18 protein-coding genes are annotated in these 25,090 nt (G+C 69.7%); 13 read left to right on the forward strand and 5 right to left on the reverse strand.

Going from position 1 to position 25,090, the window contains the following annotated elements; all coding sequences use genetic code 11:
- Positions 1-2 precede the first annotated feature (2 nt).
- Complete coding sequence (locus tag GZ998_RS04920; RefSeq protein WP_219109204.1) at positions 3-1,496, forward strand: phospholipid carrier-dependent glycosyltransferase; 1,494 nt, start codon at positions 3-5, stop codon at positions 1,494-1,496.
- Positions 1,497-1,501: 5 nt separating this feature from the next.
- On the opposite strand, the gene GZ998_RS04925 is transcribed toward GZ998_RS04920, so the two are convergent.
- Complete coding sequence (locus tag GZ998_RS04925) at positions 1,502-2,407, reverse strand: glycosyltransferase family 2 protein (RefSeq protein ID WP_219109205.1); 906 nt, start codon at positions 2,405-2,407, stop codon at positions 1,502-1,504.
- A gap of 225 nt (positions 2,408-2,632) precedes the next feature.
- On the opposite strand from GZ998_RS04925, the gene GZ998_RS04930 reads away from it, so the two are divergent.
- The 7 genes from GZ998_RS04930 to GZ998_RS04960 all read left to right on the forward strand — a co-directional run bounded on the left by GZ998_RS04930 (position 2,633) and on the right by GZ998_RS04960 (position 11,086).
- Positions 2,633-3,463 (forward strand): ABC transporter permease, encoded by an 831-nt coding sequence (locus tag GZ998_RS04930; RefSeq protein WP_162678468.1) that lies wholly within the window; start codon positions 2,633-2,635, stop codon positions 3,461-3,463.
- A gap of 6 nt (positions 3,464-3,469) precedes the next feature.
- Complete coding sequence (locus tag GZ998_RS04935) at positions 3,470-4,762, forward strand: ABC transporter ATP-binding protein (protein WP_219109206.1); 1,293 nt, start codon at positions 3,470-3,472, stop codon at positions 4,760-4,762.
- The gene (locus tag GZ998_RS04940) at positions 4,752-5,021 is read left to right on the forward strand and encodes a coiled-coil domain-containing protein 22 (RefSeq protein WP_237564120.1); all 270 of its coding nucleotides are present in this window, start codon (positions 4,752-4,754) and stop codon (positions 5,019-5,021) included. Before GZ998_RS04935 ends, GZ998_RS04940 begins: the two co-directional genes overlap by 11 nt.
- Before the next feature lie 35 nt (positions 5,022-5,056).
- Positions 5,057-5,845, forward strand: a complete 789-nt coding sequence (locus tag GZ998_RS04945; RefSeq protein ID WP_308807164.1) for a rhamnan synthesis F family protein — start codon at positions 5,057-5,059, stop codon at positions 5,843-5,845.
- Positions 5,846-5,854: 9 nt separating this feature from the next.
- Positions 5,855-7,915, forward strand: a complete 2,061-nt coding sequence (locus GZ998_RS04950) for a glycoside hydrolase family 99-like domain-containing protein (protein ID WP_219109207.1) — start codon at positions 5,855-5,857, stop codon at positions 7,913-7,915.
- Positions 7,916-8,199: 284 nt separating this feature from the next.
- Positions 8,200-9,792 carry a C39 family peptidase gene (locus tag GZ998_RS04955; RefSeq protein WP_257505153.1) on the forward strand — a complete coding sequence of 531 codons (1,593 nt, stop codon included), beginning with the start codon at positions 8,200-8,202 and terminating at the stop codon, positions 9,790-9,792.
- Between the two features lie 22 nt (positions 9,793-9,814).
- Positions 9,815-11,086 (forward strand): hypothetical protein, encoded by a 1,272-nt coding sequence (locus tag GZ998_RS04960; RefSeq protein WP_219109209.1) that lies wholly within the window; start codon positions 9,815-9,817, stop codon positions 11,084-11,086.
- Positions 11,087-11,096: 10 nt separating this feature from the next.
- Here GZ998_RS04960 and GZ998_RS04965 read toward each other — a convergent pair whose 3' ends face one another.
- The gene (locus GZ998_RS04965) at positions 11,097-12,419 is read right to left on the reverse strand and encodes a UDP-glucose/GDP-mannose dehydrogenase family protein (protein ID WP_161924574.1); all 1,323 of its coding nucleotides are present in this window, start codon (positions 12,417-12,419) and stop codon (positions 11,097-11,099) included.
- 196 nt (positions 12,420-12,615) lie between these two features.
- Here GZ998_RS04965 and GZ998_RS04970 point away from each other — a divergent pair, with 196 nt between their 5' ends.
- Entirely contained in the window at positions 12,616-14,076 is a 1,461-nt protein-coding gene (locus GZ998_RS04970) for a hypothetical protein (RefSeq protein ID WP_219109210.1), read from the forward strand.
- Between the two features lie 64 nt (positions 14,077-14,140).
- On the opposite strand, the gene GZ998_RS04975 is transcribed toward GZ998_RS04970, so the two are convergent.
- Positions 14,141-15,640, reverse strand: a complete 1,500-nt coding sequence (locus GZ998_RS04975; RefSeq protein ID WP_162678460.1) for a bifunctional dTDP-4-dehydrorhamnose 3,5-epimerase family protein/NAD(P)-dependent oxidoreductase — start codon at positions 15,638-15,640, stop codon at positions 14,141-14,143.
- 104 nt (positions 15,641-15,744) lie between these two features.
- On the reverse strand, positions 15,745-16,617 hold the full coding sequence (gene rfbA, locus GZ998_RS04980) for a glucose-1-phosphate thymidylyltransferase RfbA (protein ID WP_162678459.1): 873 nt from the start codon (positions 16,615-16,617) through the stop codon (positions 15,745-15,747).
- 114 nt (positions 16,618-16,731) lie between these two features.
- Between rfbA and manA the strand changes: the two genes are divergently transcribed.
- Entirely contained in the window at positions 16,732-17,919 is a 1,188-nt protein-coding gene (manA, locus tag GZ998_RS04985) for a mannose-6-phosphate isomerase, class I (RefSeq protein ID WP_219109211.1), read from the forward strand.
- Between the two features lie 79 nt (positions 17,920-17,998).
- On the opposite strand, the gene GZ998_RS04990 is transcribed toward manA, so the two are convergent.
- Positions 17,999-18,925, reverse strand: a complete 927-nt coding sequence (locus tag GZ998_RS04990) for a TIGR03089 family protein (protein ID WP_308807165.1) — start codon at positions 18,923-18,925, stop codon at positions 17,999-18,001.
- A gap of 344 nt (positions 18,926-19,269) precedes the next feature.
- Here GZ998_RS04990 and GZ998_RS04995 point away from each other — a divergent pair, with 344 nt between their 5' ends.
- From GZ998_RS04995 to GZ998_RS05005, 3 genes are read left to right on the forward strand one after another with little or no spacing between them, the layout of a single operon-like run.
- On the forward strand, positions 19,270-19,518 hold the full coding sequence (locus GZ998_RS04995) for a WhiB family transcriptional regulator (protein ID WP_275405338.1): 249 nt from the start codon (positions 19,270-19,272) through the stop codon (positions 19,516-19,518).
- Positions 19,515-23,573, forward strand: coding sequence for a glycosyltransferase (locus GZ998_RS05000; RefSeq protein ID WP_219109212.1), 4,059 nt, complete (start codon positions 19,515-19,517; stop codon positions 23,571-23,573). Before GZ998_RS04995 ends, GZ998_RS05000 begins: the two co-directional genes overlap by 4 nt.
- Positions 23,570-25,054 carry a DUF5719 family protein gene (locus GZ998_RS05005; protein ID WP_219109213.1) on the forward strand — a complete coding sequence of 495 codons (1,485 nt, stop codon included), beginning with the start codon at positions 23,570-23,572 and terminating at the stop codon, positions 25,052-25,054. The genes GZ998_RS05000 and GZ998_RS05005 overlap by 4 nt, the downstream gene beginning before the upstream one ends.
- Positions 25,055-25,090 lie beyond the last annotated feature (36 nt).

Genomic DNA, 25,090 nt, shown 5'->3' on the forward strand with positions numbered 1-25,090 from the left:
GCATGGTGACCGCGTCCAGCATCGCCAGCACATTCGGTCAGGTGGGAATGACCCGAACTGCCGCTGGCAGCGCTGCCAACGCCGCGACTGACGCCGCCACTGATGTTGCCGGGCGGAGCGCGGCCTCGCGGCGCGGCAGGCGGGCTGCGGGCGGTGGCGGAGGCTCCCGCGCAGGGGCGGTTTGGCGTAGGCGGTGGCCCGATGTGGGTGTTGCCGCGGCGATTGCCGCATTCGCATTCGCCATCGCCGCGCTGCAGATCTGGCGTGTTGATGAGATCAGCCCCATCGACGAGGCCACGCACATCGATTACGTGTGGCGCATCATGCACGGCGAGCTCCCGCACCGTGGTGACACCTACACCTCCTTCACGCTTGAGGAGTGGTCCTGCCGGAAGCAGGCCAGTGTCTATAACAAACTGCCCGAGTGCGGCGTGACCGACCGCTCGCAGTTCAAGGTGATACTGGAGAACTACAACGCCTGGCAGCCTCCGGGCCTGTTCGCCGTGGTGGCCGTGATGACCCGCATGGGCATGGCGGTGAGCTCCCTGGACCCGGTGACGCTCATGCGCCTGTCCTGCGCGGTCTTCATCGCGGTGGGCCTGGGGATGGTATACGCCCTGATGCGCATGTGGTCCCTTCCGCGCGGGCTTGCCGCTGCGGTGGCCCTGCTACTGCTCGCTAATCCCTTCACCCTCATGATGGCCACGACAGTGTCCACCGACGCGCCCTTCCTGGTGTTCGGGGTGCTGTCCGCGATAGTGCTCACGCGCGAGCTGTCGGGCAGGTCGGCGGCGCTACTCGCCCTGGTCACCGGCGCCTGCGCGGGCCTGGTCAAGACGATTGCCCTGGCCAGCCTGGTGATCGTGCTCGGAGTACTCGGCGTCATCGCTGTGGTGCGGCTGGTGCGCGGAAGCGGCCGTTGGTGGCAGCCGCTGCTCACAGTGGCCGCAGGCGCCTCCGGGGCGGGGCTGGTGACGCTGGTGTGGGGACGATACGTCACCGCCCACACGCCGAGCGGTTGGAGGAACCTGGTCCTCGGGCAGAACAACACCGAATACGTGGGAAGCCCGTTGGACGAGTGGCTGCCGACGCTCACCGACGTATTCGGGTATACGGCGGGATCCTGGGAGGGGTCCCCGGTAATGACGTACCACGGCCAGTTGCTGACCAGCCTGGCCGGCCTGGCACTGACCGTGGTGCCGTTCTGCGGACTCATCGCGTTGCGCGGGAGGGAGCGGCTGCTCGCCGGCATCGCGGCGGTGGGTCCGGTGCTGGTGGTGCTAATAGTCCAGATTCAGGCGTGGGTGCGTGAGGAGGTCTACTTCCCCACCGTCTCGGCGCGTTACGGAGTCACGCTGATCCCGCTCACGGCTCTGGTGCTCGGGCTGCTGCTAAAGCCCCTGGGGCGACGCGGACAGGCCGTCATCTGGGGCGTGTGCGCCGTCGTAGTGGTGCTGGTGGTGGCAGATGTCATGGGAATCGGCAGGGTTGCCTAGCCGGCTCAGTCCTGGGCTGCAAGTGCCCCGGAACGGCGCCGCAGGCCGTCGCGTATGCCACGGCGCAGCATGCGTCTGCGCTCCTTGCCCCGATCGGGCAGCAGGGCGTTGAAAGCCGCGTACTTGGCCAGCCAGTAGACGTAGCGCACGCGCCACCGCCAGGGCATGAGCGCGTGCCTGCGGACCAGCAAAATGGTGTTGCGGGCCAGGTAGTAGTTGCGAACCGGCCCGTGGACGTGTACCGGCTGCGACCGGCCCGGCAGCATAACGACGTCGTCGCCAAGCGAATGGTGCAACCGGGCCGCGGGAACAACCAGCAGCCGGTACCCCGCCCGGCGGGCGCGCAGGCCCCACTCCAGGTCAACGTGGTCAATGAACAATGACTCGTCCATGGCTCCGACCTCGCTGAGCGCCTCCATGCTCACCAGGCATCCGGAGGCGATGAGGAAGGCGACTTCGAGGCGGTCGGCGCGCAGCTCCGCCGGGGTGGCGCGTCCCGGCTTCCAGCGACGGCACACGTAGACGAGCTGATCGCCGCCCTCACGGTCCTCCTCCGGCAGGGGACCGACCGCAGCGACACGCTCGGCGGCGTCGAATGCGGACAGCAGCCGCCGCACCATCCCCGGCGCCGGCAGGGAGTCGTGGTCGGACAGCAGCACCTGGGAGGCACCCAGCTCGCGTGCACGTGCGATACCCGCGTTCTGGGCCGCCGCGATCCCCCGGTTGTGACCCAGCGGCAGCAGTTCCGCGCCCACGGCGGCCGCCGCGCCCTGTATGCGGGAAAGCCGCTCGGCGGAACTGCCATTGTCAACGATCAGTACCTGGTCGCACTGCGCGGCCAATGCCCCGAGGAGCCCGGCGATGTCGTGATCCGGATTGAAGGTCACGACTACTGCTACTACCACCGGCATTGACGACCTCCCTTGCAGCCCGCCCGCAGACGGCTGCGCACAGGTTACCCGGCGGGGCGTCAGCGCGAACCGGAACGTGCGGGAGACATCACCCACCGGTCCCGTATGTGCCTGGGACTGAGCGGGTATGGTGGCCTGGTCCGTCCGGCGCGGACACGAGTAGGCGAGTCCCCGTTGCGGACTACTCCGCGCTCCGGCGTGCACCCCGAGGCAAGTGAGGACTGCATGAGCAAGACGAACGTGAGGTCCAGGAGGTCCTTCTGGCAGGAGTGGGACCTCATCCAGGCATTCGGGCAGCGTGACCTCAAGTCGAAGTTCAAGGGGACCGCACTGGGCTGGCTGTGGTCCCTGGTTGTCCCCCTGGCCTCGCTGGGGATCTATACGCTCATCTTCGGTGGGCTGTTCAAGATGGTCCCCGCAACTATTGCCTCTCGGCACGAGGGCATCGGGATCTTTGCGGTTTGGCTGTTCGCCGGCCTGACCATTTGGGGATTCTTCCAGAACTCCATCAACGCGGGCATAAACGGCCTTCTGGGGTCGGGGGGACTGCTGCAGAAGGTTTATTTCCCGGCCTACTCCGCTGTCCTCGGCTCTTGCCTGGCCGTAGGGGTGCAGTCGGGGATTGAGGTTGGTCTGCTGCTCGTGGTCCTGGCGTGTCTGACGAATGTGTCATGGACCTGGCTGCTGCTGGTGCCCTTCCTGCTGCTACTCACTGTGTTCACCGGTGCCGTCAGCGTGATCCTGTCCGTATGGAACATCTATGTTCGCGATCTCGCCCACCTGGTGGGGGTCTTCCTGCAGCTGATGTTCTATGCCACCCCGATCATCTACAATCCCGATATTGTCCCGCAGACGGTATGGGGGCTTCCAGCCCATGACCTAATCCAGGGCATGCCCATGGCGCAGTTCATCAGCCTGTTCCGCTCACTGGTCTACTCCTTGCAGCCCGGAGCGGCGGCCAGCTGGCTGGCGTGCGCCGCCTGGGCAGCGCTGGCCCTGGTCGCGGCGGTGTGGGTATCACGCAGGTGGGGAGCCGATCTGGGAGAAAGGATCTGAGTGCCGATGACCACTCCAGTCTCCAGCGCGGACGATGACTACGCCATCGAGGTGCGCAATGTCTCCAAGCACTTCACGCTCCACGCAGACCGGCGCGACTCCCTGAAGGAACGCTTTGTCCGGGGGCGCTCCAAGGACACGCACGTGTTTCGCGCGCTCAATGACGTCAGCTTCAAGGTGCGGCGCGGCACCACCTTCGGGCTGGTTGGCCACAACGGCTCGGGGAAGTCCACCATGCTCAAGATCCTCGCGGGCGTCTACCGGCCCACCCGCGGCGAGATCATGGTGGCCAGCAAGGTTGATGCGCTGCTGGAGGTTGGGGCGGGCTTCCACGGGGAGCTGACCGGCCGCGAGAACATATACCTCAACGGCGCGATCCTGGGGCGCAGCCGGAAGCAGATAGACGAGTCCCTGGACTGGATCATCGACTTCGCGGACATCGGCGACTTCATCGACGAGCCCGTGAAGGTCTACTCCTCCGGCATGACGGTGCGGCTGGGATTCGCGACGGCGGTAGCGATCAAGCCGGAGATCCTGATCGTGGATGAGATCATCGCGGTTGGTGACGAGGAGTTCCAGCGGAAGTGCTTCGACCTGATGCGGCAACTGCGCGACCGCGGCACCACCATCGTGCTCGTGACGCACTCGCTCTCGCTCGCAACCGAGATGTGTGACGAGGTTGCCTGGCTGGACCACGGCAAAGTGCAGATGATAGGCGACGCCGATGAGGTGGTCTCCTCGTACCTGACGGCAGTCAACGAGCGAGAGGCGCGCAAGCGCTCCGCAGAGCAGGGTGAGGAAGAGTTCCCCGAGGACGAGCCGTACAAGCAGAACCAGGGAAACGGGGACTGCCGCATGACCGGCGTGGACTTCCTTGATGAGAACGGGGCGGAGGTTCCCTTCATCACCTACGGGAAGCCGCTGACGCTGCGCGTGCACGTGCGCGCCAAGAAGGACTTGCATGACGTGGAGCTGGGGCTGGGCTTCGCCACGGATGGCGGGGTAACCGTAGCGGGCCCGAACTCGCGCGCCGCAGGCACGCTCTACACGCTGCGCCGAGGCGATTCATATATCGATTACAGCATCGATCAGGTGGTGTTCCAGCCAGGACGCCTGTGGCTGACAACCTGCTTTGTCAGGGACGGGCAGATCTACGACCTGTCTGATCGACGTACGGAGATGATTATCCGCGCGGACCGAATGATGGATGAGCCCGGACTCGTTACGCTTGCGCCGGGCCGGTGGAGCAGGCGGCCCGGGCACCCGGAGCCGGAGAAGGATCATGAAAATGGCATCTGAGAAGGACGACCAGTCGATGGGTGATGCGTCCGCGCGTGACGAGGAGATTCGTCAGCTACGGGCGACCCTGCGCAAGATGCGCCACGAAATCTCCGAGCTGTCCTTGCGCAATGAGGAGCTGGAGAAGGAGCTGCGCCGAGCCAACCGCACGGTCGCGGGCGCATGGGAACAGATCAACGTGATGCGGCACTCCTCCTCCTGGCAGATGACGGCTCCCGTGCGCGCCCTCAAGACGGTGCTGCGGGGGGTCCTCAGATGAGGGTGCCAGGGCGGCGGGGACCGCTGGTCTCGGAGGTGTCGCAAGGACGCGTCCACATCGAGCGGGGCGACCCCCACGCCGTCGTCGGCTCCGACCGGGTGGCGCTGGTGGCCCAGTTCTCCGCGGGGCCAGTCCAGCCCAGGTCACTGTCTGAGTACCTGCAGCGGCTCGACGCCGCCGGATACGCAACCGTGGTCATCTCCACCTGCGAGACCACCGCGCCGCTGGAGTTCCCCGCGGGCGTCCCCACCGACACGATGGTCATACGGCGCCCCAACCTCGGCTACGACTTCGGCTCCTGGGCGACCGCGCTGGGATGCTTCCCCGAGCTGCGCGAGGCGGGCACCGTCCTGCTGACCAATGACTCACTGCTGGGCCCCTTCGGACCGATTGAGCACCTGCTCGAATGGGCGGCGGCACCCGGCCCCGACATTCGCGGCCTGACCGCCTCATACCAGTTCGCCTACCACGTTCAGAGCTACTTCCTCGCCTACCGCGGCGGGATCCTGGCAGACCGGCCCTGGCGCGACTTCTTCAACTCGGTGAGAGTGGAGCCGGGCAAGGACGAGGTGGTCCTGTCATACGAGATCGGCGTCTCGCGCACGGCCTTCTCCGAGTGCTACTCCAGCGAGGTGTGGGTGACCGGTCCGGAACTCGGGGTGCCCTATGGAAACCCCACCGTCGACGGCTGGAAGAACCTGATCGAGTCCGGCGTGCCGTTCCTCAAGCGCACCATCATGACCCACCCGTCCACCCAGGCCGAGGCGGCCGAGGCGGCTCAGTACATCCGACGCCGGTTCGGCACCGACGTCAACGACTGGTAAGGACCTGTGATGACTAAAGTCACCAAGACCGGGCTCGTGCGCCGAGCCAGCTACTTCGCCGCCAGGGGGCGCAACGCGGTCGCGAACCTGGTCGTCAGCGGCAGCATCCACGGCTATCAGAGCAAGCACTGCGCCGACTTCAACGAGTACGTCTCCCGCCTGGGCGGGCGCCAGAACTCAGGCTTCCCGGACCACTGGCGCGTGGACGACTCCTTGCGCAACGACGATCCGGCCCGGATCGCCGTGGTGATCCACTGCTTCTACCCCGAGCTCATGGACGAGCTGTTCGACCGCCTACGGGCGATACCGGTCGACTTCGACCTGTTCATAACCAATGCCTCCGGCCAGGAGCTGACCGTTCCTCGGGAGCAGCTGCCGCGCCTAGGTCACGCCAGCGTCGTAGAGGTCGCCAACCACGGGCGGGACATCTTCCCAACCGTGCAGCTGGTCAACGCCGGCCTGCTCGACCCCTACGACATTGTGCTGAAGGTGCACACGAAGCGAAGCCCCTGGCGCGAGCAGCACGCGGAGCTCGCCGGCGACGGCGCCGGGTGGAAGGACCAGCTGCTGGGCGACCTGCTTGGCTCCGACCAGCGGGTGAAGGAGATTCTCAACGCGTTCGCCTCGGACTCCTCCCTAGGTCTGGTCACCGCCGACGACTGCGTGGTCGGCCCCGAGTTCTGGGGCGGGGACCAGCACATCGTCGAGCAGCTGCTGCGCCGACTGGAGATGTCGCTTGATGATCCGGACACGCTGCGCTTCGCATCCGGTTCCATGTACTGGATCCGCGGCTTCGCACTGCAGGGGCTGCGCGCCCTGAACCTGCAGCACGCAGACTTCGACGAGGAGAACGGGCAGGTCGACGCCACCACGGCGCACGCCGTCGAGCGCCTGCTGGGCATCCTGACCGAGGAGGCGGGCCTGCGAATGGCCGAGGTGGCCGAACTCGGCAGGCAGGAGGCGGGCGCGGCTGATGCCTATACGCGCTTCGAACGGGGAGCGGACCGCTACGCCCGGGCCCAGGTGATCCCCTTCTACCTGCCGCAGTTCCATGACTCGCCGCAGAACAACCGCTGGTGGGGGCAGGGATTCACCGAGTGGTCGAATGTGACTGCCGCGATCCCGGGATACCGGGGGCACTACCAGCCGAAGCTGCCAACCGAGCTCGGTTTCTACGACCTCGCCAATGACGAGGTCCGGCGCAAGCAGGCCGTGCTGGCGCGCGAGCACGGCATCGCCGGCTTCATGTACTACTACTACTGGTTCTCCGGCGAGAGACTGCTGAACGTCCCGATCGAGCGGCTGCACGCCTCCGATCTCGATCAGCCCTACTGCATCATGTGGGCCAACGAGAACTGGACCCGTCGCTGGGACGGCAGGGCCGCGGACATCCTGGTCGGCCAGGACTATACGAAGGTCCCGGCCGAGGCCTTCATCGACGACGTCATGGAGTTCCTCCTCGACCCGCGCTACATGCGCATAGACGGCAAGGCCGTCCTGGCGGTCTACCGCCCGGCACAGATGAAGAACTTCCCGGAGGTGGTCGCGACCTGGCGCGAGAAGGCGCGCGAGGCGGGCGTCGGTGAGCTGTACGTGCTCGCCGTCGCGGTAGCCGAGGAGTTCGACGGCATCCAGGCGCTGGGTGCCGACACGGGCATCGACGGCACGCTCCAGTTCCCCCCGCACAACCTGCCCTGGGTGGCGGGCCCGGCCACAGAGGTCGGCCTCGACTCGCGCTGGCGCGGGAACTTCATGAGCTACCAGGAGACCGTCAAGGCCTCCCTGGCGATGTCCGGCACGCTGGATGACAGCGAGTACCCGGGGGCCATGGTCGCATTCGACAACACCGCGCGCCGCCAGTGGACGGCGGACACCTGGTACGGCTCGAACCCCTACACCTTCCGCCGTTGGGTGGTAGGCCTGATCGACTCGGTGATGTCCCGGGAGCCGGAGCACCGCGTGGTGTTCATCAACGCCTGGAACGAGTGGGCGGAGAGCGCCGTGCTGGAGCCGACCACGCGATTCGGAAGAACCTTCCTGCTGGCCCTAAGGGACGCGGTCTGGTGCTGAGCGCCGGCATGGGCTGAGGCCCCTCCGGTTACGTTGCCCGCGGCACAGGCCGCGTGCTTCCACGCGTGCGCCTAGCGGCGATACCTGGTGCGGGGCGTGCGTGCATCCGTGTTGTTATCGTTGATGCGACAATGAAGCACGCTGTGTGAAAGCTGTGCGGTAGCCTGGCGGAGATATTCCCCGTTCCTCCCAGACAGGATTCCTCACCCATGCGGCGTCATGCACCACGGGCTCCGCGCGCCGTCGCGCTGTCCCTTCTCGCCTCACTCGCTCTGGTATCACCAATGGCGGTCGCCGACCCCACTGCGGAGGCGACACCGACGCCCTCCGCGACCGCAACCGCAACGGCACTGCCCACCGAGGCGGGCAGTGCCCCGACGCCGTCCCAAGCCGCCACGGCCCCTGGCGGCGGGGATGAGTCACCAGCACCGCCCTCCGCCGCACCCACCGCCTCAAGCACCGACGGTCTTGTGCCGCTTGACCCGGCCGCCGCGGCCAAGGACGATGCGGATGCAGGAGCGCTGAAGCAGGCGGGTACCTCGGGGGCCGCCTGCCCCCTGCCCAGCGGTGTGGCCGCCGGTGCCGCGAACGCTCGCGGCACCGAGAAGAACCTTGGCAGCACCTATTACTTTGCCAACACGTTCACGTCGAAGGCGACCACGGTCTTCACATACGGGCGCAATAATGACATGGCGCTAACCGGCGACTGGAATGGCGACGGCAAGGACACCCTGGCCGTACGGCGCGGTAATTACTATTTCTTCTCCAACCGGCTCGCCGGTGGCGCCGCCGACGTCGTCATCATATTCGGGCGCGCCACGGACCAGGTGATCGTCGGTGACTGGAACGGGGACGGCAGGGACACCCTGGCCGTGCGCCGCGGAAACCAGTACTTCATCCTCAACTGCCTTCGCGGTGGCGTCGCCGATACGCAGATCACCTACGGGCGCGCCACGGACCAGGTGATCGTCGGTGACTGGAACGGGGACGGCAAGGACACCCTGGCCGTGCGCCGCGGTAAGGACTACTACGTGTCCAACACGATCAAGAGCGGTGCCGCGGACGTCGTCTTCTCCTACGGGCGCGCAGGTGACGAGGTGTACGCCGGCGACTGGAACCGCAACAAGAAGGACACCTTCGCCGTGCGGCGCGGCAATGTGTTCCATGTGAAGAACTCGCTCACGGGCGGCAACGCGGACCAGATGGTCTCCTACGGGCGGGCGACTGACCTGGTGCTGGTGGGCGACTGGAACGGTGATGGCCGGGACACCTTCGGCCTGCGCCGTCCACCGGAGGTCAAGCCGGCGCAGACGGTATTTACCTTCGATGTTGCCTGGGCGGGGCAGCCGAACAACTTCTTCTGCGGGCCGACCTCCGGCTACATGATCCTGCGGTACAAGAATGCAGGAAGGTCTAAGGCCACGGGCGCGTCACTGAGCATCGAGAATGTTGCCACCGCGATGGCGACGCGGCGCTACGGGTACACCTCATTCCATGACCGCAAGTTCCAGCAGGGTATGAATGCGTGGCTGGGCAAGGCGGTCTACTCCACTATTCACACGCCGACTCCGGCGGTCGTGCAGACCAAGGTCAAGCAGTCGTTCTCCAAGGGGTACCCGGTGGCTGTTGACGAGCAGGAGCGCCGCGGCGGGCCGCACTTCAACGGCCACAGCAACTCCACGTTCTCCCACATCATGGTGGTAACCGGCTACAACACCAAGACCGATGCGGTGCAGTTCGCGGACCCCGGCGCCACGCTCTGGGGCGGCGCCTCGCAGAAGTTCTGGTATCCGTCGCTGTCAACGTTTACCCGTAACTTCCTCCAGTACGAGTACGTCAACGACGGCCGCCAGCACATCGGAATCTTCACTCCCTGAGACATGAGGCAGGTCAGCATAAATGATGCGGGTATTCAGTAGGCGCAGGCTGCTTACCGCCGCAGGCATGTCCTGCGGGCTGCTCCTCGCCGGGTGCAGTCGGACTCCGGCCACGACGGCCACAACCGGGGCGGCTGCCCCCGCGCCGCCGGCTGCAACCACTGCTGCGGCCACCGCCACGGACCAGGGCTCCACCCTGCCGTTCTCCCTGGTCGGCCAACCGGTCACCGCCACCCCGATAGAGGTAGCGCAGACGGCACAGGCTGCGGTGCTGTCCACCGAGTGGAGTTTCGGCGGCGACTACTCCGAGATCGGCGTCCTACCGCTGTCCGGGGCGGAGGTCTTCGGGTCGGTCAGCGCCAACCCGAATGCACTCATGTCCTACGCCGCCGCCGTCCTGACCCCCGCGGGTCCCGAGCGCCTCACGCCCGCGCCTCCCGCCATCGTGGATCCGGAGGAGTACTTCGAGCCGCAGGACGGCTCCGCCACCGACGACTGGATCGTGTGGCGGGCCGCCACGGTAGACGTCGAGTCTGAGGCCTCATCGGTGATCGACAACTGGCAGCTGTGGGCCTACCGGCGCACGGGAGGCCAGGAGGCGGAGCTCATCGGCTCCGCGCAGGAGCTGAACGGAACCACCCAGACGCCCACTGGTCCGTTTGAAGTCGTCCCCACCACTGACGGCACGAGCGTGTACTGGGCCTCCGCCGTCGCGGTCGGCGAGGCCTGGGAGCGGCAGGTACTTCGCTTCGCACTGGACGGCGCAGGGGACCACACCGTCGTCGCCACCGGCGACCTGCCGGCAGCCGTTGACGGCGGCGTCCTGTTCGCGCAGCCCGACGCGCAGGGCGCGCTCACCACACTCGCCCAGTGGGAGCAGGCGACCGGCACCGCCCAGGAGGTAATGTCGATCAGCTCTGCGGACTCATCGTGGCAAGTCACGGGCGTTTGGGCCGCCGGGAACCACCGAGCCGTTGCCGTGTCCTCAGCAACCGCGGAGGCGGGAACCTACATCGGCCTGTGGAACTCCGACCAGAAGGCGCCGCAGACCTGGCTGCACACGCCGTCCGCGATCATCATCGGCTCGGCGGGCACCGCCCGCTTCGCCTGGGGCTCCGGCTCCAACGGAGAGGAGACCGGCATGTATGCAGTCGCATGGGACGGTACCGGGCTGATCCGGCTGGGCGAGGCGGCGGGCTACTCGCGCCCGGCGCTGTCGCCCGACGGCGCCACCGTCCTACTACCGTCCAGCGATGGAATCAACCCGGTCAGCTGGACGGTGGCGTCGTTGTGAAGCGGGCGGCTCAGCGCCGTCCGATACCCGCGTAGGTGAATCCCGCAGCCTTCCAGTCCTCGCGCGGCAGTGCGTTACGGCCGTCGATAACGATGCGGCGGGCCACCAGCTCGGCGGCCTTCGCAGGATCAAGGGTGGTGAACTGCTTCCACTCGGTTCCCAGCACCACCAGGTCAGCGCCAGTCAGAGCCTCCTCGATACTGCCGGCGATCTGGTAGGGCAGGCCCTCCCGGGCGGCCAGGATGGGGCCGGCCGCGGGGTCCGTGACCACCACGGAGGCGGACAGCTCGGTGAACTCCTGCGCCAGGTCGAGCGCGGGGGAGTTGCGCATATCGTCGCTGTCGGGCTTGAAGGCGGCCCCGAGCACCGCCACCCGCTTCCCGGCCAGGTCCTCGCCGAGTAGGCGGCGGGCGGTATCCACCACGGAGTGACGTACAGCGTCGTTGAGCTTGTCCACCTCGGCGAGGAAGCCGAGCGAGTCGCCCACCCCCAGCTCCGCGGCGCGCGCCTGGAAGGCGCGGATGTCCTTGGGCAGGCAGCCCCCGCCGAAGCCGATGCCGGCGCGCAGGAAGCGCTTGCCGATGCGGTCGTCCAGGCCGATGGCGCCGGCCAGCGCGGTCACGTCGGCGCCGGCGGCGTCGCAGATCTGTGCCATGGCGTTGATGAAGGAGATCTTGGTGGCGAGGAAGGCGTTGGCGGAGATCTTCACCAGCTCCGCCGTCTGGTAGTCCATCACCAGCCGGGGCGTGCCGGCGTCGATGATGGGGCGGTACAGCTCATCTAGGACAGCCTGCGCGGCCGCGGCGGACTGCTCGTCCGCGGGCAGGCCGTAGACCATGCGGTCAGGGTCCAGCGTGTCCTTGACCGCGAAACCCTCCCGCAGGAACTCCGGGTTCCAAACCAGGCTCACCCCGGTGGGAGCGACCTGCTCGGCCAGGCGGGCGGCGGTGCCGACCGGGACAGTCGACTTGCCGGCTACCACCTCGACGCCGTCGGTGCACCGGCCCAGGTGGGGAAGCATGCCCTCAACCGCGGCGTCTACGTAGGTCAGGTCGGCAGCGCCGCTCTCCGACTGGGGCGTGCCCACGCCAATGAAGTGCACCTGTGCGCCGGCGATCGCCGCGTAGTCGGTGGTGAAGGTCAGGCGGCCGGACTGCACGTTGCGGCTCAGGATCTCCTCGAATCCGGGCTCGAAGAAGGGAGCCTTGCCCTGGGACAGCAGTTCCACCTTGCGGGCATCGACGTCAACACCTACCACGGTGTGCCCCAGCTCGGCCATCGAAGCCGCGTGCACAGCGCCCAGGTACCCACAACCAATTACGGAAATACGCATGCAGGCAGGCTAGCGGACGCGGCCCCGCAGCCGCCGCGTGTCGCGCCCCAAAGGCGGACTTGGGTTCAGACTCGTTGCGCACAGCGGCGGAGCCGGGCTCACGTCTGCGTGACCGGGGCAACTAAGGTGTGCGGCCACGCAGGCGAGCGTGCCGACCAAAGCGCCCGCACCGCAGGAGCCGGTCTATTGTGACCCGGTGAGAAGCGCGCCATCCCCGGACCGAACTCCCGCCGATCCCAACGACCACCGGTACGGGGCACGGCGGCGGCCGCGAAGCCGGGCGATCTCCGGCGCGGGGCGCGCGGTGCTCGTTGGCTTCGTACTGTGCGCGGCGGGCCGCGCGCTGCTGATCCCCCTGTTCGGCAGCGCTGACGAGGTCAACCACCTCGACTACGCCTTTCAGCTCTGGCACGGCCAATGGCCCGACTTCTTCACCGGGCCGGTGATTCCGGGGTCTGGCCCCAGGACACCCCTGTCCGTGCAGTCCGTCTCCCAGCACCCGCCGCTCTTCTACCTGATCATGGCCCCCCTCGCAGGCGGGTTGACGGACTGGGCAGGCGTGCTGGCCGCGGGCCTGGCCGCCAGGGCGCTCAACGTGCTGCTCGGGGCCGCCGCCGTTGCCGTGATCGGCTATGCCGCGCAGGTCGCCTTCCCGCGCAATCGGCTACTTGCCCCCACCACGATGCTGATCGCCGCGCTGTGCTGCTCGATGCTCGGGGTATCGGGGGCCGTGTACAACGACACCCTGGCCACCCTGCTGATGGCCGCCTGCCTCGCGCTGACCTGCCAGTTCATCCGCCAGGGCCCCACGCGGCGCCGCTGGCTCCTGCTTGCCGTGCTCGGCTGCGCCGCGCTGCTCACCCGCCTGTCGCTGATGGTAGTGGTAGCCGTGTGCATGCTCGCGATCGTCCTGGAGGGAATGGTGCGCGGGGCGGGACGCGACCGCTGGGGCCGGTGGACCGCGTTGCTCAACGGTGCCGGTGTGGGCGTGCTGGTGGCGCTGTCCGCGGGCTGGTTCTACCTGCGCAACCTGCGCCTGACCGGGACGATCACCGGCGGGCACCCCGAGTGGGCGGCCGAGCACTTCAACACCCACCAGGTCCCGGTTTCCGAGCTCGCCGTGCGGCCGGAAACCTGGCAGCGACTGCTGTCACTGTTCGTGCCCGTGCCCGCCCTGGGAGGGGTGGGTCTCGTACTGATCGCGGTGCCCGCCGCATGCGGGCTTGCCGCGGGCGTGGTCGCGCTGGTGCGTCGGCGCGCTACCGGCGCGGACCTGGCGGTGGCCGGGGTGCTCGGCCTTGAGGCCGTGCTCATCGTGGCGATGCAGTTGAAGTACTCGGCTGGCGGCGGTGGCCTTCACCCGCGCTACCTGCTGCCGGCGTTGCTGACGCTGGCGGTGCTGATGGCGGGCGGCCTGACCTGCTCACGGCGGCTGGCCGGAATCGCCACCGGCGCCTGGTTCGCCCTGTGGGCCGTGTTCTTCGTGCCCTGGTGGTGGCAGCAGGCGCAACAGGGCGCCGCTGCCCCGGCAGGGGGATTCCCGGCCTGGCCCGGACCCGCGATCGTGCTGCTGGGCGCGGCGCTCGTGGCGTGGACGATCGCGGTGGTCCGAATTGGCAGGCCGGGAGGAGCCGCGGCGCTGAGCGGCGCCGAGTAGTTCCGATGGCGCAGCCGCGGGGCCCGTCAGCCGAGCGGCGCGGGCGCCCCGCGGTACACCTGCCTCACAGCTCGATGGTGGGCACGTAGGCGTCCAGGCGCTCCATGGAGTTCGCGGGGGTGAATCCGGCCGCCTCGATCTTGCTCAGGTCCAGGGCGCTGCGCAGGGGCCGGGGGGCGATGCCCTCCTGCCCCGCGTAGTACTCGGCGGTGGAAACCGGCGTGACCTCCTCGGCGCTGTGACCCACCAGCTCGAACACGCGCTTGGCGACGTCGCACCAGGACACCACGGGACCCTCGCCGGACAGGTTGTAGGTGCCGAACTCGGCGCCGGTGCGCAGCAGGTGGATGATGCCGGCCGCGAGGTCCGTGGTGAAGGTGAGGCGGCCGGTCTGGTCGTCCACCACCTTCGGGGCGATGCCGCGGGCGGCCAGGGAGGCCATGGTCTTGGCGAAGTTCTTGCCGTCGCCAACCACCCAGGAGGTGCGCACCAGGTAGTGCCTGGGGGTGGCCTCGACGGCGGCATCGCCGCCCGCCTTCGACTGGCCGTACACGCCCAGCGGGCTGGGGGCCTCGGCCTCGGTGTGCGGCTCTAGCTCGCCGTCGAAGGTGTACTCGCTGGAGATGTGCACCAGGGTCAGGCTGTGGCGGGCCGCCTCGCGGGCCAGGTTGGCCGGGCCGGTGGCGTTGGCCCGCCAGGACAGGCGCCGTCCCTCGGGGGTCTCGGCGCCGTCGACGTTCGTCCAGGCGGCAGCATTGATGATGACGTCATAAGCAGACCAGTCCCAGGCGGCCATGGCGTCGGCGTCGGAGATGTCCACCTCCGGCAGGTCCACGCCGGTCGGGGCGTACCCGGCCTCGGGCAGCTGCCTCATGAGCTCGCGCCCGAGCTGCCCCTTGCACCCGGTCACCAGCACGCGTCGGCCCGGCGCGGAGGCTGCCGTGCCGCCGGCGTCGGCGGCGTCGTCCGCGGGGAAGGGGACGACGTCGGCCAGGCGCGGGTGGCCGCGGTCCTTGTCCGACTGGATGGCCTGCTCCAGCGGGATCGGCCAGGGCACGGCGACGGTCTCATCGGCCAGGTTCAGGAAGGTGTACTGGGCGTCGGGAGACCAGTGGTCGTTCACCAGGTAGGTGTAGGCCGTGTTCGGCTCCAGCGTCTGGTAGGCGTTGCCCACGCCCTTTGGAACGAACACCGCCACCGAGGGGTCGATCTCGGTGGTGTACACGGTGCCGAAGGACGGCCCCTCGCGCAGGTCCACCCAGGCGCCGAATACCCGCCCGGTGGCCACCGAAACGAACTTGTCCCACGGCTCGGCGTGGATGCCGCGGGTCACCCCGACCTCATCGTTGAAGGAGATGTTGTTCTGCACCGGCCCGAAGTCCGGCAGGCCCAGGGCGGTCATCTTCTCCCGCTGCCAGTTCTCCTTGAACCAGCCGCGGTTGTCCCCGTGCACGGTCAGGTCGATGCGCAGGAAGCCGGGGATCGGGGTGGTCTGGACGCCGAGCGGCTTGGCCGTCTCCACGCCGTTGGTGCCGGCGGCGGGCGTGTCGGTGCTGTCAGTCATGAGTCTCCAATGCTCGTGGGGATGAGTGTTCGCGGGATACGGATCATGGTGGGCGCCGGACGGGGACGCGGCGCTCGCGGCTCGCGCCGCCGGCGTCGGCAGTGTCATCTGCGCCCGCGCTCGAGCAGGCCGAGCAGGTACTGGCCGTAGCCGGACTTGACCAGCGGCTCGGCGCGCTCGCGCAGGCCGTCGTCGTCAATGAAGCCCATGCGCCAGGCCACCTCCTCCGGGCAGCCGATATTCAGGCCCTGCCGGTGCTGGACGGTGCGTACAAAGCCGGTGGCGTCGGCCAGGGAGTCGAAGGTGCCGGTGTCCAGCCAGGCCGTGCCGCGGGGGAGGACCTCCACGGTGAGCCTCCCGGCCTCCAGGTAGGTGCGGTTGATGTCGGTGATCTCGTACTCGCCGCGCGCGGAGGGCTGGAGGTTCCTGGCGATCTCCACCACGTCATTGTCATAGAAGTACAGCCCGGGCACGGCGTAGTCGGACTTGGGGCGGGCGGGCTTCTCCTCGATGGACACGGCCTTGAAGTCCGCGTCGAACTCCACCACGCCGTAGGCGCTCGGGTCGGCCACCTGGTAGGCGTACACGACGCCGCCGTCCGGGGTGGTGTGGCGGCGCAGGCGCGTGCCCATGCCCGGGCCGTAGAAGATGTTGTCGCCCAGCACCAGGGCGGCCGGCTGGTCGCCGATGAAGTCCGCACCCAGCACGAAGGCCTGCGCCAGGCCGTTGGGGACCTCCTGCACCGTGTAGGACAGGTTCACACCCAGCTGGGAGCCGTCTCCCAGCAGCCGGTGGAAGCTGGGGGCGTCGTGCGGGGTGGTGATGACCAGCACGTCCTGGATGCCGGCGAGCATCAGCGTGCTCAGCGGGTAGTAGATCATCGGCTTGTCGTACACCGGCACCAGCTGCTTGGAGGTGCCCAGGGTGATCGGGTTCAGTCGCGTGCCGGATCCGCCGGCCAGGATGATGCCTCGCATGGGCACAGTCTGGCTCATCCGCGGCCCTCTTCGCCGCAAATGAGCCGGACGGGTTTACGCGAATCCGCCCGGCGCGCCGCTGCGGGGCCGACTCGTCGGCTACCGTTGGCGCCCATGGAACGTCTTGACGGCGCGCGGCAGCGCTACGACTGGGGCTCGCCCGAGGCCATCCCCGAGTTCCTCGGCGTCGAGGCGGACGGGAAGCCGTGGGCCGAGCAGTGGTTCGGCGCGCACCCGGCCGGAACCACGCGCGCGGGGGAGCGCACCCTGGCGGCGCTGATCGACTCCGATCCGGAGCGCCTGCTGGGCCAGGACGTGGTGCGGCGCTTCGGTCCCAAGCTGCCCTTCCTGCTCAAGCTGATCGCCCCCGCCCGGGTGCTCTCCTTGCAGGTGCATCCCTCGCTGGAGCAGGCGGTGGAGGGCTATGAGCTGGAGAACGAGGCCGGGGTCCCCCTGGGCAGTCCCGTACGCAACTACAAGGACACCAACCACAAGCCGGAGATAGTGCTGGCGCTTACGCACTTCGAGGCGGTCGCCGGCTTCCGGGCGCCGCGGCGGGCGGCGGAGGTGCTCGCCGACCTGCACTCGCCCCTGGCACGGCGTATGCGTCGCACCCTGCGGCTGAATCCGACCCGCTTCGGAATTCGCCAGGTGTTCACGGACCTGGTTTCCGCCGGCACGCGCCCGGGGGAGGCCGACATCGCCGAGCTCGTCGCGGAGATCGATACCCGGTTGACCGCAGGCGCATCTCCCTCAAGGCGCGTGGACTCCAACGTCATCAGCATGTGGCGCTCCTTCCCCGGCGACCCGGGCGTGGCTGCGGCCCTGCTGCTCAACCCGGTCACGCTGCGGCCGGGCGAGGCCCTGTTCGTGCCCGCCGGCTCGGTGCACGCCTACGTGACCGGCATGGGTATCGAGGTCATGGCCTCCTCGGACAACGTGCTGCGCGCCGGGCTGACCACCAAGCACGTGGATGTGCCGGAGATGCTGGCCTGCGTGGACTATGTCGCGGCGCCCCCTGTGCGGCCCGCCCCCGAGTACCTGTCTCGCGCCACACGCGCCTACTACGTGCCGGTGGATGACTTCGAGCTGCTGGTGACCACGGTGGTGCCGCCGGACGGGCGGGTGCAGGTGCCCGGTCGCGGGCCCCGAATCGTGCTGGCCACCGACGGCGAGACTACGATCACGACCCCCGCCGGGCAGGCTCGGCTGACCCGCGGGCAGGCGCTGTTCATCGGCGCCGACGAGCGCACCCTTGCGGTTGAAGGAGAGGGGACTGTCGTCCAGGCCGATGTGCCGTAGGCCCCGGCAGGTGGCCGGGTGCGCCGGGACGAGGACGTCCTGGTGTCCGCAGCTGCACGCCCGGCCTACCGCCTTCGGGCTACCGTCGCGGCTTGCCCGCCTCGGCGCCCTCCTGCCGGGCGGCGTCCCGGACTAGCGCCTCATCGGCGTCGGGGGAGATGAGCACGGCGGTCAGGCCGGCCTGCCACGCCGCAAGCACCCCGCGCACCGCCTCCTGGGCGGCTCCGGCGCGCACCAGGACGGCGCGCGTACCCGCGCGGGCGCCCCCACCCGTTCGGCCGTTCCCGCCGAGGAGCGCAGCGTGTGTCCGGTCCTCCCCGCCCGCGCGGCCGGCACCGCCCGCACCCGTCCCGCCGGGCGTAACCAGCAGGGGCGGGGTCAGGTCTGCGACAAGCGCGTCGCGCGACACCTCGACGGCAGTGCCCGGCGCCTGCGCCGGGTAGTGCACCATCGCGGTGGTGTCCCCGCCGACCGCGTGCGCGGGGAAGGAGTCGGCGTGGGGCATGACGTCGGCGACGCCATCCAGTACGAGTGGCGGCAGGGTCCCGGGCCAGCGCGTGGCCAGCGGCTCGCGCGGCACCAGTACCTGCACCTGCGCGTCGGCACTCAGGCCTGCCGGCTCGAATGCGACCGATACGTCCGTTGGGCGGAGTACTCCGCCCGGGGAGGGGCATGAGTCGGCGTGCGCGGCCGGCTCGGTGAAGGCCACCGCGCCGCCGACGAGCCACGCGCCGCCGCACCAGGTCAGTGCTCGCCAGTGCACCCCCAGGTCCAGGTGCACCAGCAGCCCTGCCGCGGGGTCGTCGGTGTGGGCCTCGGTGGTGAGCAGGTTGGCGATCTTGCACTGCCACATGCTCAGCACGTGCCCGGTCAGCTCCACCCGCTCGCCGGGTGCGTACCAGACCAGCCACGGGCGGTCTGCGTCCGCGGCGGAGGGAAGCAGGGGCGCCAGGGGGTCGGGCAGGTCCTCCAGGCGGTCGGCTGCTGGGGTCACGGTTCTGGTCACCGTCTGATCCAAGCAGATGCACGCCGCCGCCTGCGAGCGCACAGCAAGCTCACAGTTGATTGTCATAAAAACGGTTGGCCGGGTCGGGCGCGAGTTTGCCCGAGGTAGCGGCCAGTGGTGCAATACCGGGCGAAAGTGACTGCGGGGCCGGGCTCGCCGCGGCGGCCTCCGAGCCGTCGCAATTGAGTGAATTTCCCGCACCCGGCTTGACTCACGGCGGCTCACACCCGTGTAATTCTACGTAAACATCGTCCGTATCCTGAAGGGAAGCCATCGTGTGGAACATCCTCGGCGACGGTCCGCTTGAGCGGTCCGACGACGCCGACGACGAGGCGCTCCTCCTTCTGCTCGGCGACGACGATCCCGATGAGGGCCCCCTGGCCTGGCAGGAGCGCGCGCTGTGCGCTCAGACCGACCCCGAGGCCTTCTTCCCTGAGAAGGGTGGCTCCACGCGCGAAGCCAAGCGCGTGTGCGCCTCCTGCGAAGTCCGTGAGGAATGCCTGGAGTACGCCCTGGCCAATGACGAGCGCTTCGGGATTTGGGGAGGACTGTCTGAGCGCGAGCGCCGCAAGCTCAAACGGCGCGCGGTATGAGCCTGCCGGGAAGCGCCGGACCGTACGCCTCGCCCGCCGGGACCCTCGCGGTCCTCGTCTCAGCCGGGGTAACCCCCTACCTGCCTGAGACCCTACGAGCGGTGGCCCGCCAGGCGACTGCCCCCGATGTCCTGCTCATCGTCGACGTCGCCTCTCGCAGCAATGGCCTGGGTGACGGCACCCCGATCGAGGAGGCGGTAGTCGGCTCCGGTGCCGACTCTGCCACCGCCGTGCGCGTGGTGCGTGTACCGGATGCCACCGGGTTCGGCGACGCGGTCAAGCGCGGCCTGGCGAAGTACGCGGAGCTCGTTGCGCGCGGCAACCGCAGACGCCGTCACGGTGGCAAGCTGAGCACCGGCGGTGCCGGTGCGCGGCAGGGGGAGTATCTCGGCGCGGGGTCGGCCTCCGGCCCCCTTACCGGCCCTACCGGTGCCATGTCGCCGATATCGGAGTCCGAGACGCTTGGGGTAGCGGCTAACACGCCCCCCGCTGAGGACACCGCCGACGGCTGGCGCCTGTGGCTGCTGCATGACGACTCAGCCCCGGAGCCCGACTGCCTGGAGGCGCTGGAGCGCGCGGTCCGGTCGGCCCGCTCCGTGGGCCTGGCAGGTCCCAAGCAGGTTGACTGGGACGATGCCCGCGAACTCTTGGAGGTCGGGCTGCGCACCACAGCCTCGGCCCGGCGAGCCAATGATGTAGTAGCCGGTGAGATCGACCAGGGACAGTACGACGACCGGTCGGACATGCTCGCGGTCGGTACCGCCGGGGCACTGATCGACCGGTCCGTTTGGGATGAGGTGGACGGCATCTCGCCCGCCTTCCCGGTGTTCGATGACGGGCTGGAGCTGTCCCGGGCGGTGCGCCTGGCGGGTCACCGCGTGGTAGTGGTCCCGGATGCCATTATCCGCCACCGCCGTGCCAGCTTCCTCGGCCTGCGGCCCGGCCAGCAGCCTCAGGCGGCGCGCGGACTCGGTCGTGGGCGCTCTCACGAGCCGGCCGCCACCGCGGCGACCGCCATTCCCGAGCCCGATCCCGATCGCTCTTTTCGCGCCCGGCGCACGGCCCAGCTGAGGGCGTGGGCGACGTTCTCGGCTCGCCCCGTGCCGCTGCTGCTCGCCTGGATGGTTCTGCTGGGCCTGGCGCGCGCCGGCTGGCGCCTGCTGACCAAGGACCCCGCGCTGGCTCGGGACGAGCTGGCTGCCGCCTTCGGCGTCGCCGGTGACGCCGGTGTGATACGCCGTGGCCGCAGGCGCCTGGCCGCGCACCACGGCGTGCGCCGCTCGGTGCTGGCGCAGTTGTACACCAGCGCCGGCGATATCCGGGCCGCCCGCCGCGACCGCCGGCGGCAGGAACGCGAGCGCATGGCCCGGGAAGCCGCTCGCAGCGAGCTGGAGCTGCGCGAGCTGGCAGTTCTCACCCGTCGGCGACGAGTCGGCCTGACGGTCACCCTCGTAGCCGTTGCCGCTGTTGCCGCCGTCGGGATGTCACGGCTGCTGGTCACTCGGGCAGTGACTGGCGGGGCCCTGCCCTCCCTCGGCTCGGGCTGGCGCGAGCTGTGGGATGCCGCCTGGTCCACCTGGGCACTGTCGGGGGACGGCTATCCCGCCGCCGTGAACCCGCTGCTGGCGGTGCTGTCCCTACCCGTGGCGGTGGGCTCCTGGTTCGGACTTGGTGGCGACGCCCTGGTGCGCATCCTGCTGCTACTGGCCCTTCCTCTGGCGGCGCTCGGCGCCTGGTACGCGGCCGGGACCGTTACTCGCCGAGTCCCGCTGCGAGCCTGGGCTGCGTGCGTGTGGTCACTGGCGCCGACCCTGCTACTGGCCGTCGGGCAGGGACGGCTGACCGCTGTCATCGTGCACCTGACGCTGCCGTGGGCACTGACGGCCTTGGCTCGCGCCGTGGGTGCGGATCGGCGCGACGTGGTCCTGTCCGGGATGGTCGGTGCGCATCACGCCACCCAGGAGGAGCGCGATGAGCTGGACCGGTTCGCCTCCGCCCGGATCGAGGACCTCGCTGAGCTCTCCGCCGATGCCTCACCCACCGCGGAGCCGGACGCTGCCGCGCCCGACTCGTCGGCTGATGGCCGACCGGAGGACGATAGCCAGCCGGAGGGCGATGATCAGCCGGACGCCGGATCGGCGCCCCAGTTAGCCGATGGGACTCGCGCGGCTACGGATGCGGACATGCCTGTCGTGCCCGTCGTGCGGGCCGGCACCACCCCGGGGAGCGAGGAGGAAACGGGCGCGGAAGAGCCCGCGGAAGATCCGGACCGGCCTGCGGAAGAGCTCGACCGGCCCGCGCAGGAGCCCGCCGAGCCCGCGGAAGAGTTGGACCAGCCCGCGGAAGCGGCCGCCGCGGTCCCGGCGGCGCTCCTGGAGCGCTACGGGACCGGCTCCCCCACCGCCGCCGCGGTCGCCGGGCTGCTGCTGAGCCTGATCGTGGCCGCCGCACCCGCAACGGCCGCGCCGATAGTGGTGGGCCTGGTGCTGCTGGCGGCGTGCGTGCGTCGCAGCGCCCTGCGGCTGCTGCTCACTCTGGTGCCGGTTGCGGTCACCGCCCTGCCCGCCTGGTGGCGTGCACTGCGCCTGGCGCAGTCCTATGACGCCGTCGCCGCCGCGCGCTACCTGCTCACTGACACCGGCGTGCCCATCGCCGTAGCCCCACCCAGCACCATTGAGACCGTCCTGGGCATGCCCGTCGACGTCGAGTACCTGGTCGACGACCCCGCCCTCGCGCTGACGCTGAAGGCCCTGCTGGCCATTGTTCCCGCGGCCGCCGTGTCAGGCCTGGTGGTCGGCGGGCGCCGCGGCGCCCGGGCGCTGGCAGGTTTCCTGGTGGGGCTGGGCGGCCTGGCCCTGGCCGCTGCTGGAACGCGCATGATTACAGCCCTGGGCACGCAGGCTGACGGCACCGGCGCACAAACCGTCACCGGCTGGGCGGGGACGGGCATCTCCTTCGCCCTGGCGGGATTCATGGCGGCGGCACTGGCCGGGGGCGACGCGGTGTGGGCCGCGTGCTTCCCCGCGTACCCTTCGGTGACGTCCCCGCATGCAGGCGCGGCCGGCTGGCGGCGCTGGGCCCGCGTGTGCGTGGTGGGCATCGGCCTCGCCGCCCTCGCCGCCCCCTTGGCGGTGGGCGGTGCCTGGGCCCTGGCCGCGCGCGACTCGACGGCGACCGGCACCGACGCGGCAGTCATGGCACTGCGGCCGGCCGGGAGCCGGATACCCGTGATCGCCTCCGAGATCCAGGCCTCCGACGCCGCCGGGCGGGTTCTGGTCCTCTCCGCGGCCGGAGGTGAGCTGCGCGTGCGGATCTGGCGCGGCGATGGCAGCCAACTGGCCGACGTCACCCCCGATGTCCTGGCTGCGCAGCTCACTGCGCGCCTACCCGCAGCCGCAGCGCCTGCCCCTCCCGGCGCTCCTGAGCCGAATGATGCCCTCGGCATCACGCTGACCGACCCGGCCGACGCCGAACTGGCAGACCTGGTGGTGCGCGCCGCCGCCGGACAGGACGAGCACGTCGCCGACGGCCTGGCGGCTCACGGCATCGCGGTGGTGCTGCTCACCGATGCGGCCGGAGACGGGCTGACGGCGTCCACCCGCGCGGGCCTGGACGCCACGCCGGGCCTACAGCAACTGGCGCGCACCGACTCGGGCACGTCTTGGCGCGTGTCCCCCAGCAACGCCGTCGAGTCCGCCCGCGCCGTGCTCGTCACCAGCGCCGGCACCGCCACCACCGTGCCCGCGGACACGACCGGCAGGACCGCCATCCGCACCGTCCTGGAGCCGGGAACCGGCCAGCGGCTGCTCATCCTGTCCGAGCGCAACGACGGCACCTGGAGCGCAGCGCTGGACGGGCGCCCGCTCCAGCCCGCCCCCATCACCGACGCACACGGCCGCTGGCGCACCGGCTTCGAGGTCCCCGCCGACGGCGGCGAGCTCATCGTCACCCACGGCACCCGCATCGGCGGCCTCGCCGCCCGCGGAATCCAGGCCGTGTGGGCGATCACTGCGCTGGTGGCCCTGCCCCTGCGTCGCAGGAGGACTGCCGCATGAGCTCATCACGCCGCAAACTGTTCTTCGCGGCCCTGCGCCTGACTGCCGTACTGCTGGTCCTGGCGGCCGTAGTCGGCCTGACCTGGTGGGGCACCCGCACACCCCGCGCCACCAACCAGAATGTGACCGCCATTGCGATGCCTGCGCCTGGTGCGGACATCGTCTACGGCTGCCCGGCGGCGCCGCGCAACACCATCGGCGGCGTCGACGTCGGGGAGGCGGCCAGCACGACCGCCATCACCGCCCGCGACGAGGACTCAGTGCTGACCTACGGCACGGAGGAGATTGGTGGAACCACCACCCTCGCCCAGGCCGACGGCGGCATCCTTACCGTGGGGGAGCCGGCCGGCGGCTCCGCCGGCGCCATCGGCACCGTCACCTGGCTGACCCCCTCCGGCGATTTGCGCGGACTGGCCGCCGCCCCGTGCACCACGCCCGCCTCCGTGGCCTGGATCGTGGGCGGCTCGGCCGACATCGGCGCCTCCTCCGAGCTGCGGCTGACAAATCCCGGCCTGACTACCGTCACCGCGACTATTCACCTGTACGGCTCTACCGGTGAGCTGACGCTGCCCTCCTCCGGACAGGTTTCCGTTAGTGCGGGGCAGACCGCGACCCTGCTGCTCGAGGTTGCGGGGGCGGCGGACGACCGGCTGGCGCTGAGCGTGGAGGCCGACGGCGGCACGCTCATCCCGGTCCTGGTGACCGAGTCACTCGACGGGGAGACCCCCGCCGGCGTGGACACGCTGACGCCCGGTGCCGCCCCGGCCACCGAGCTGGCCATACCCGGAGTCGTGCTCGTGGACGCCGCCGATCAGGGGGAGGCCCAGGTTGACGGTGCCGTCTCCTCCGATGCGCCGCTGGTGCGGGTGGTGAACCCCGCAGACGTGCCGACGACCGTATCCATCTCCCTGCTTGGCTCCGGGGGCGAGGAGCAGTTGGCCGGTGCCACCGCGGTGGTCGTGGATGCGGGCGCGGTATTCGACTTCTCGCTGGCGGGTGTGCGGCCCGGCGCCTACGGGGTGCGCGTCACGTCTGATACGCCCGTCGGCGCCGCCGTGAAGCTCGTGCGCAGTGCGGGGGAGTACCCCGACCGCTCCGGAGCGCTTGCACACGATATCGCCTGGGTGCAGGCAACCACCGATGCCACTAGGGGCTCAGCCCTGGCACTGCCGCGGGCGGGTAGCCTGGAGCCAACCGTGGTGCTGACCAATACCGGACCGGATGCCGCCACGGTCGCCCTGGCATCCGTGGGCGGGGACTGGGAGCAGGAGCTCAGCGTGCCCGCGGGCGCTACGCTCACCGTCCCGACCCCCGCAGAGGCAACCGCACTGGAGATTTCCGGTCCCGCCGGCCAGCAGGTGGTGGCGGCCGCCGTGGTCACCGCCCAGGTCGGGGAAGATGTGCCCGGAGAGCTCATCTCCGTGCTCCCGGCCGTGCTTGATGCCGATGTCCAGGGGACCCGCAGCCTCCTGCTGCACTGACCCCGGCTGGGCGCAGACGGCGCCGGCCCGCCCGGA

The organism is Actinomyces sp. 594, assembly GCF_019325145.1.
GTDB lineage: Bacteria > Actinomycetota > Actinomycetes > Actinomycetales > Actinomycetaceae > Actinomyces.

What these genes read in the sequence shown, in the direction of transcription:
- manA (WP_219109211.1), top strand. Translation starts at nt 16,732, where the DNA reads ATGGAACGTCTTGACGGCGCGCGGCAGCGCTACGACTGGGGCTCGCCC.
- GZ998_RS04975 (WP_162678460.1), bottom strand. Translation starts at nt 15,640, where the DNA reads ATGACTGACAGCACCGACACGCCCGCCGCCGGCACCAACGGCGTGGAG.
- GZ998_RS04930 (WP_162678468.1), top strand. Translation starts at nt 2,633, where the DNA reads ATGAGCAAGACGAACGTGAGGTCCAGGAGGTCCTTCTGGCAGGAGTGG.
- GZ998_RS04925 (WP_219109205.1), bottom strand. Translation starts at nt 2,407, where the DNA reads ATGCCGGTGGTAGTAGCAGTAGTCGTGACCTTCAATCCGGATCACGAC.
- GZ998_RS04940 (WP_237564120.1), top strand. Translation starts at nt 4,752, where the DNA reads ATGGCATCTGAGAAGGACGACCAGTCGATGGGTGATGCGTCCGCGCGT.
- GZ998_RS04960 (WP_219109209.1), top strand. Translation starts at nt 9,815, where the DNA reads ATGATGCGGGTATTCAGTAGGCGCAGGCTGCTTACCGCCGCAGGCATG.
- GZ998_RS05000 (WP_219109212.1), top strand. Translation starts at nt 19,515, where the DNA reads ATGAGCCTGCCGGGAAGCGCCGGACCGTACGCCTCGCCCGCCGGGACC.
- GZ998_RS04955 (WP_257505153.1), top strand. Translation starts at nt 8,200, where the DNA reads ATGGCGGTCGCCGACCCCACTGCGGAGGCGACACCGACGCCCTCCGCG.
- rfbA (WP_162678459.1), bottom strand. Translation starts at nt 16,617, where the DNA reads ATGCGAGGCATCATCCTGGCCGGCGGATCCGGCACGCGACTGAACCCG.
- GZ998_RS04965 (WP_161924574.1), bottom strand. Translation starts at nt 12,419, where the DNA reads ATGCGTATTTCCGTAATTGGTTGTGGGTACCTGGGCGCTGTGCACGCG.
- GZ998_RS05005 (WP_219109213.1), top strand. Translation starts at nt 23,570, where the DNA reads ATGAGCTCATCACGCCGCAAACTGTTCTTCGCGGCCCTGCGCCTGACT.
- GZ998_RS04920 (WP_219109204.1), top strand. Translation starts at nt 3, where the DNA reads ATGGTGACCGCGTCCAGCATCGCCAGCACATTCGGTCAGGTGGGAATG.
- GZ998_RS04935 (WP_219109206.1), top strand. Translation starts at nt 3,470, where the DNA reads ATGACCACTCCAGTCTCCAGCGCGGACGATGACTACGCCATCGAGGTG.
- GZ998_RS04950 (WP_219109207.1), top strand. Translation starts at nt 5,855, where the DNA reads ATGACTAAAGTCACCAAGACCGGGCTCGTGCGCCGAGCCAGCTACTTC.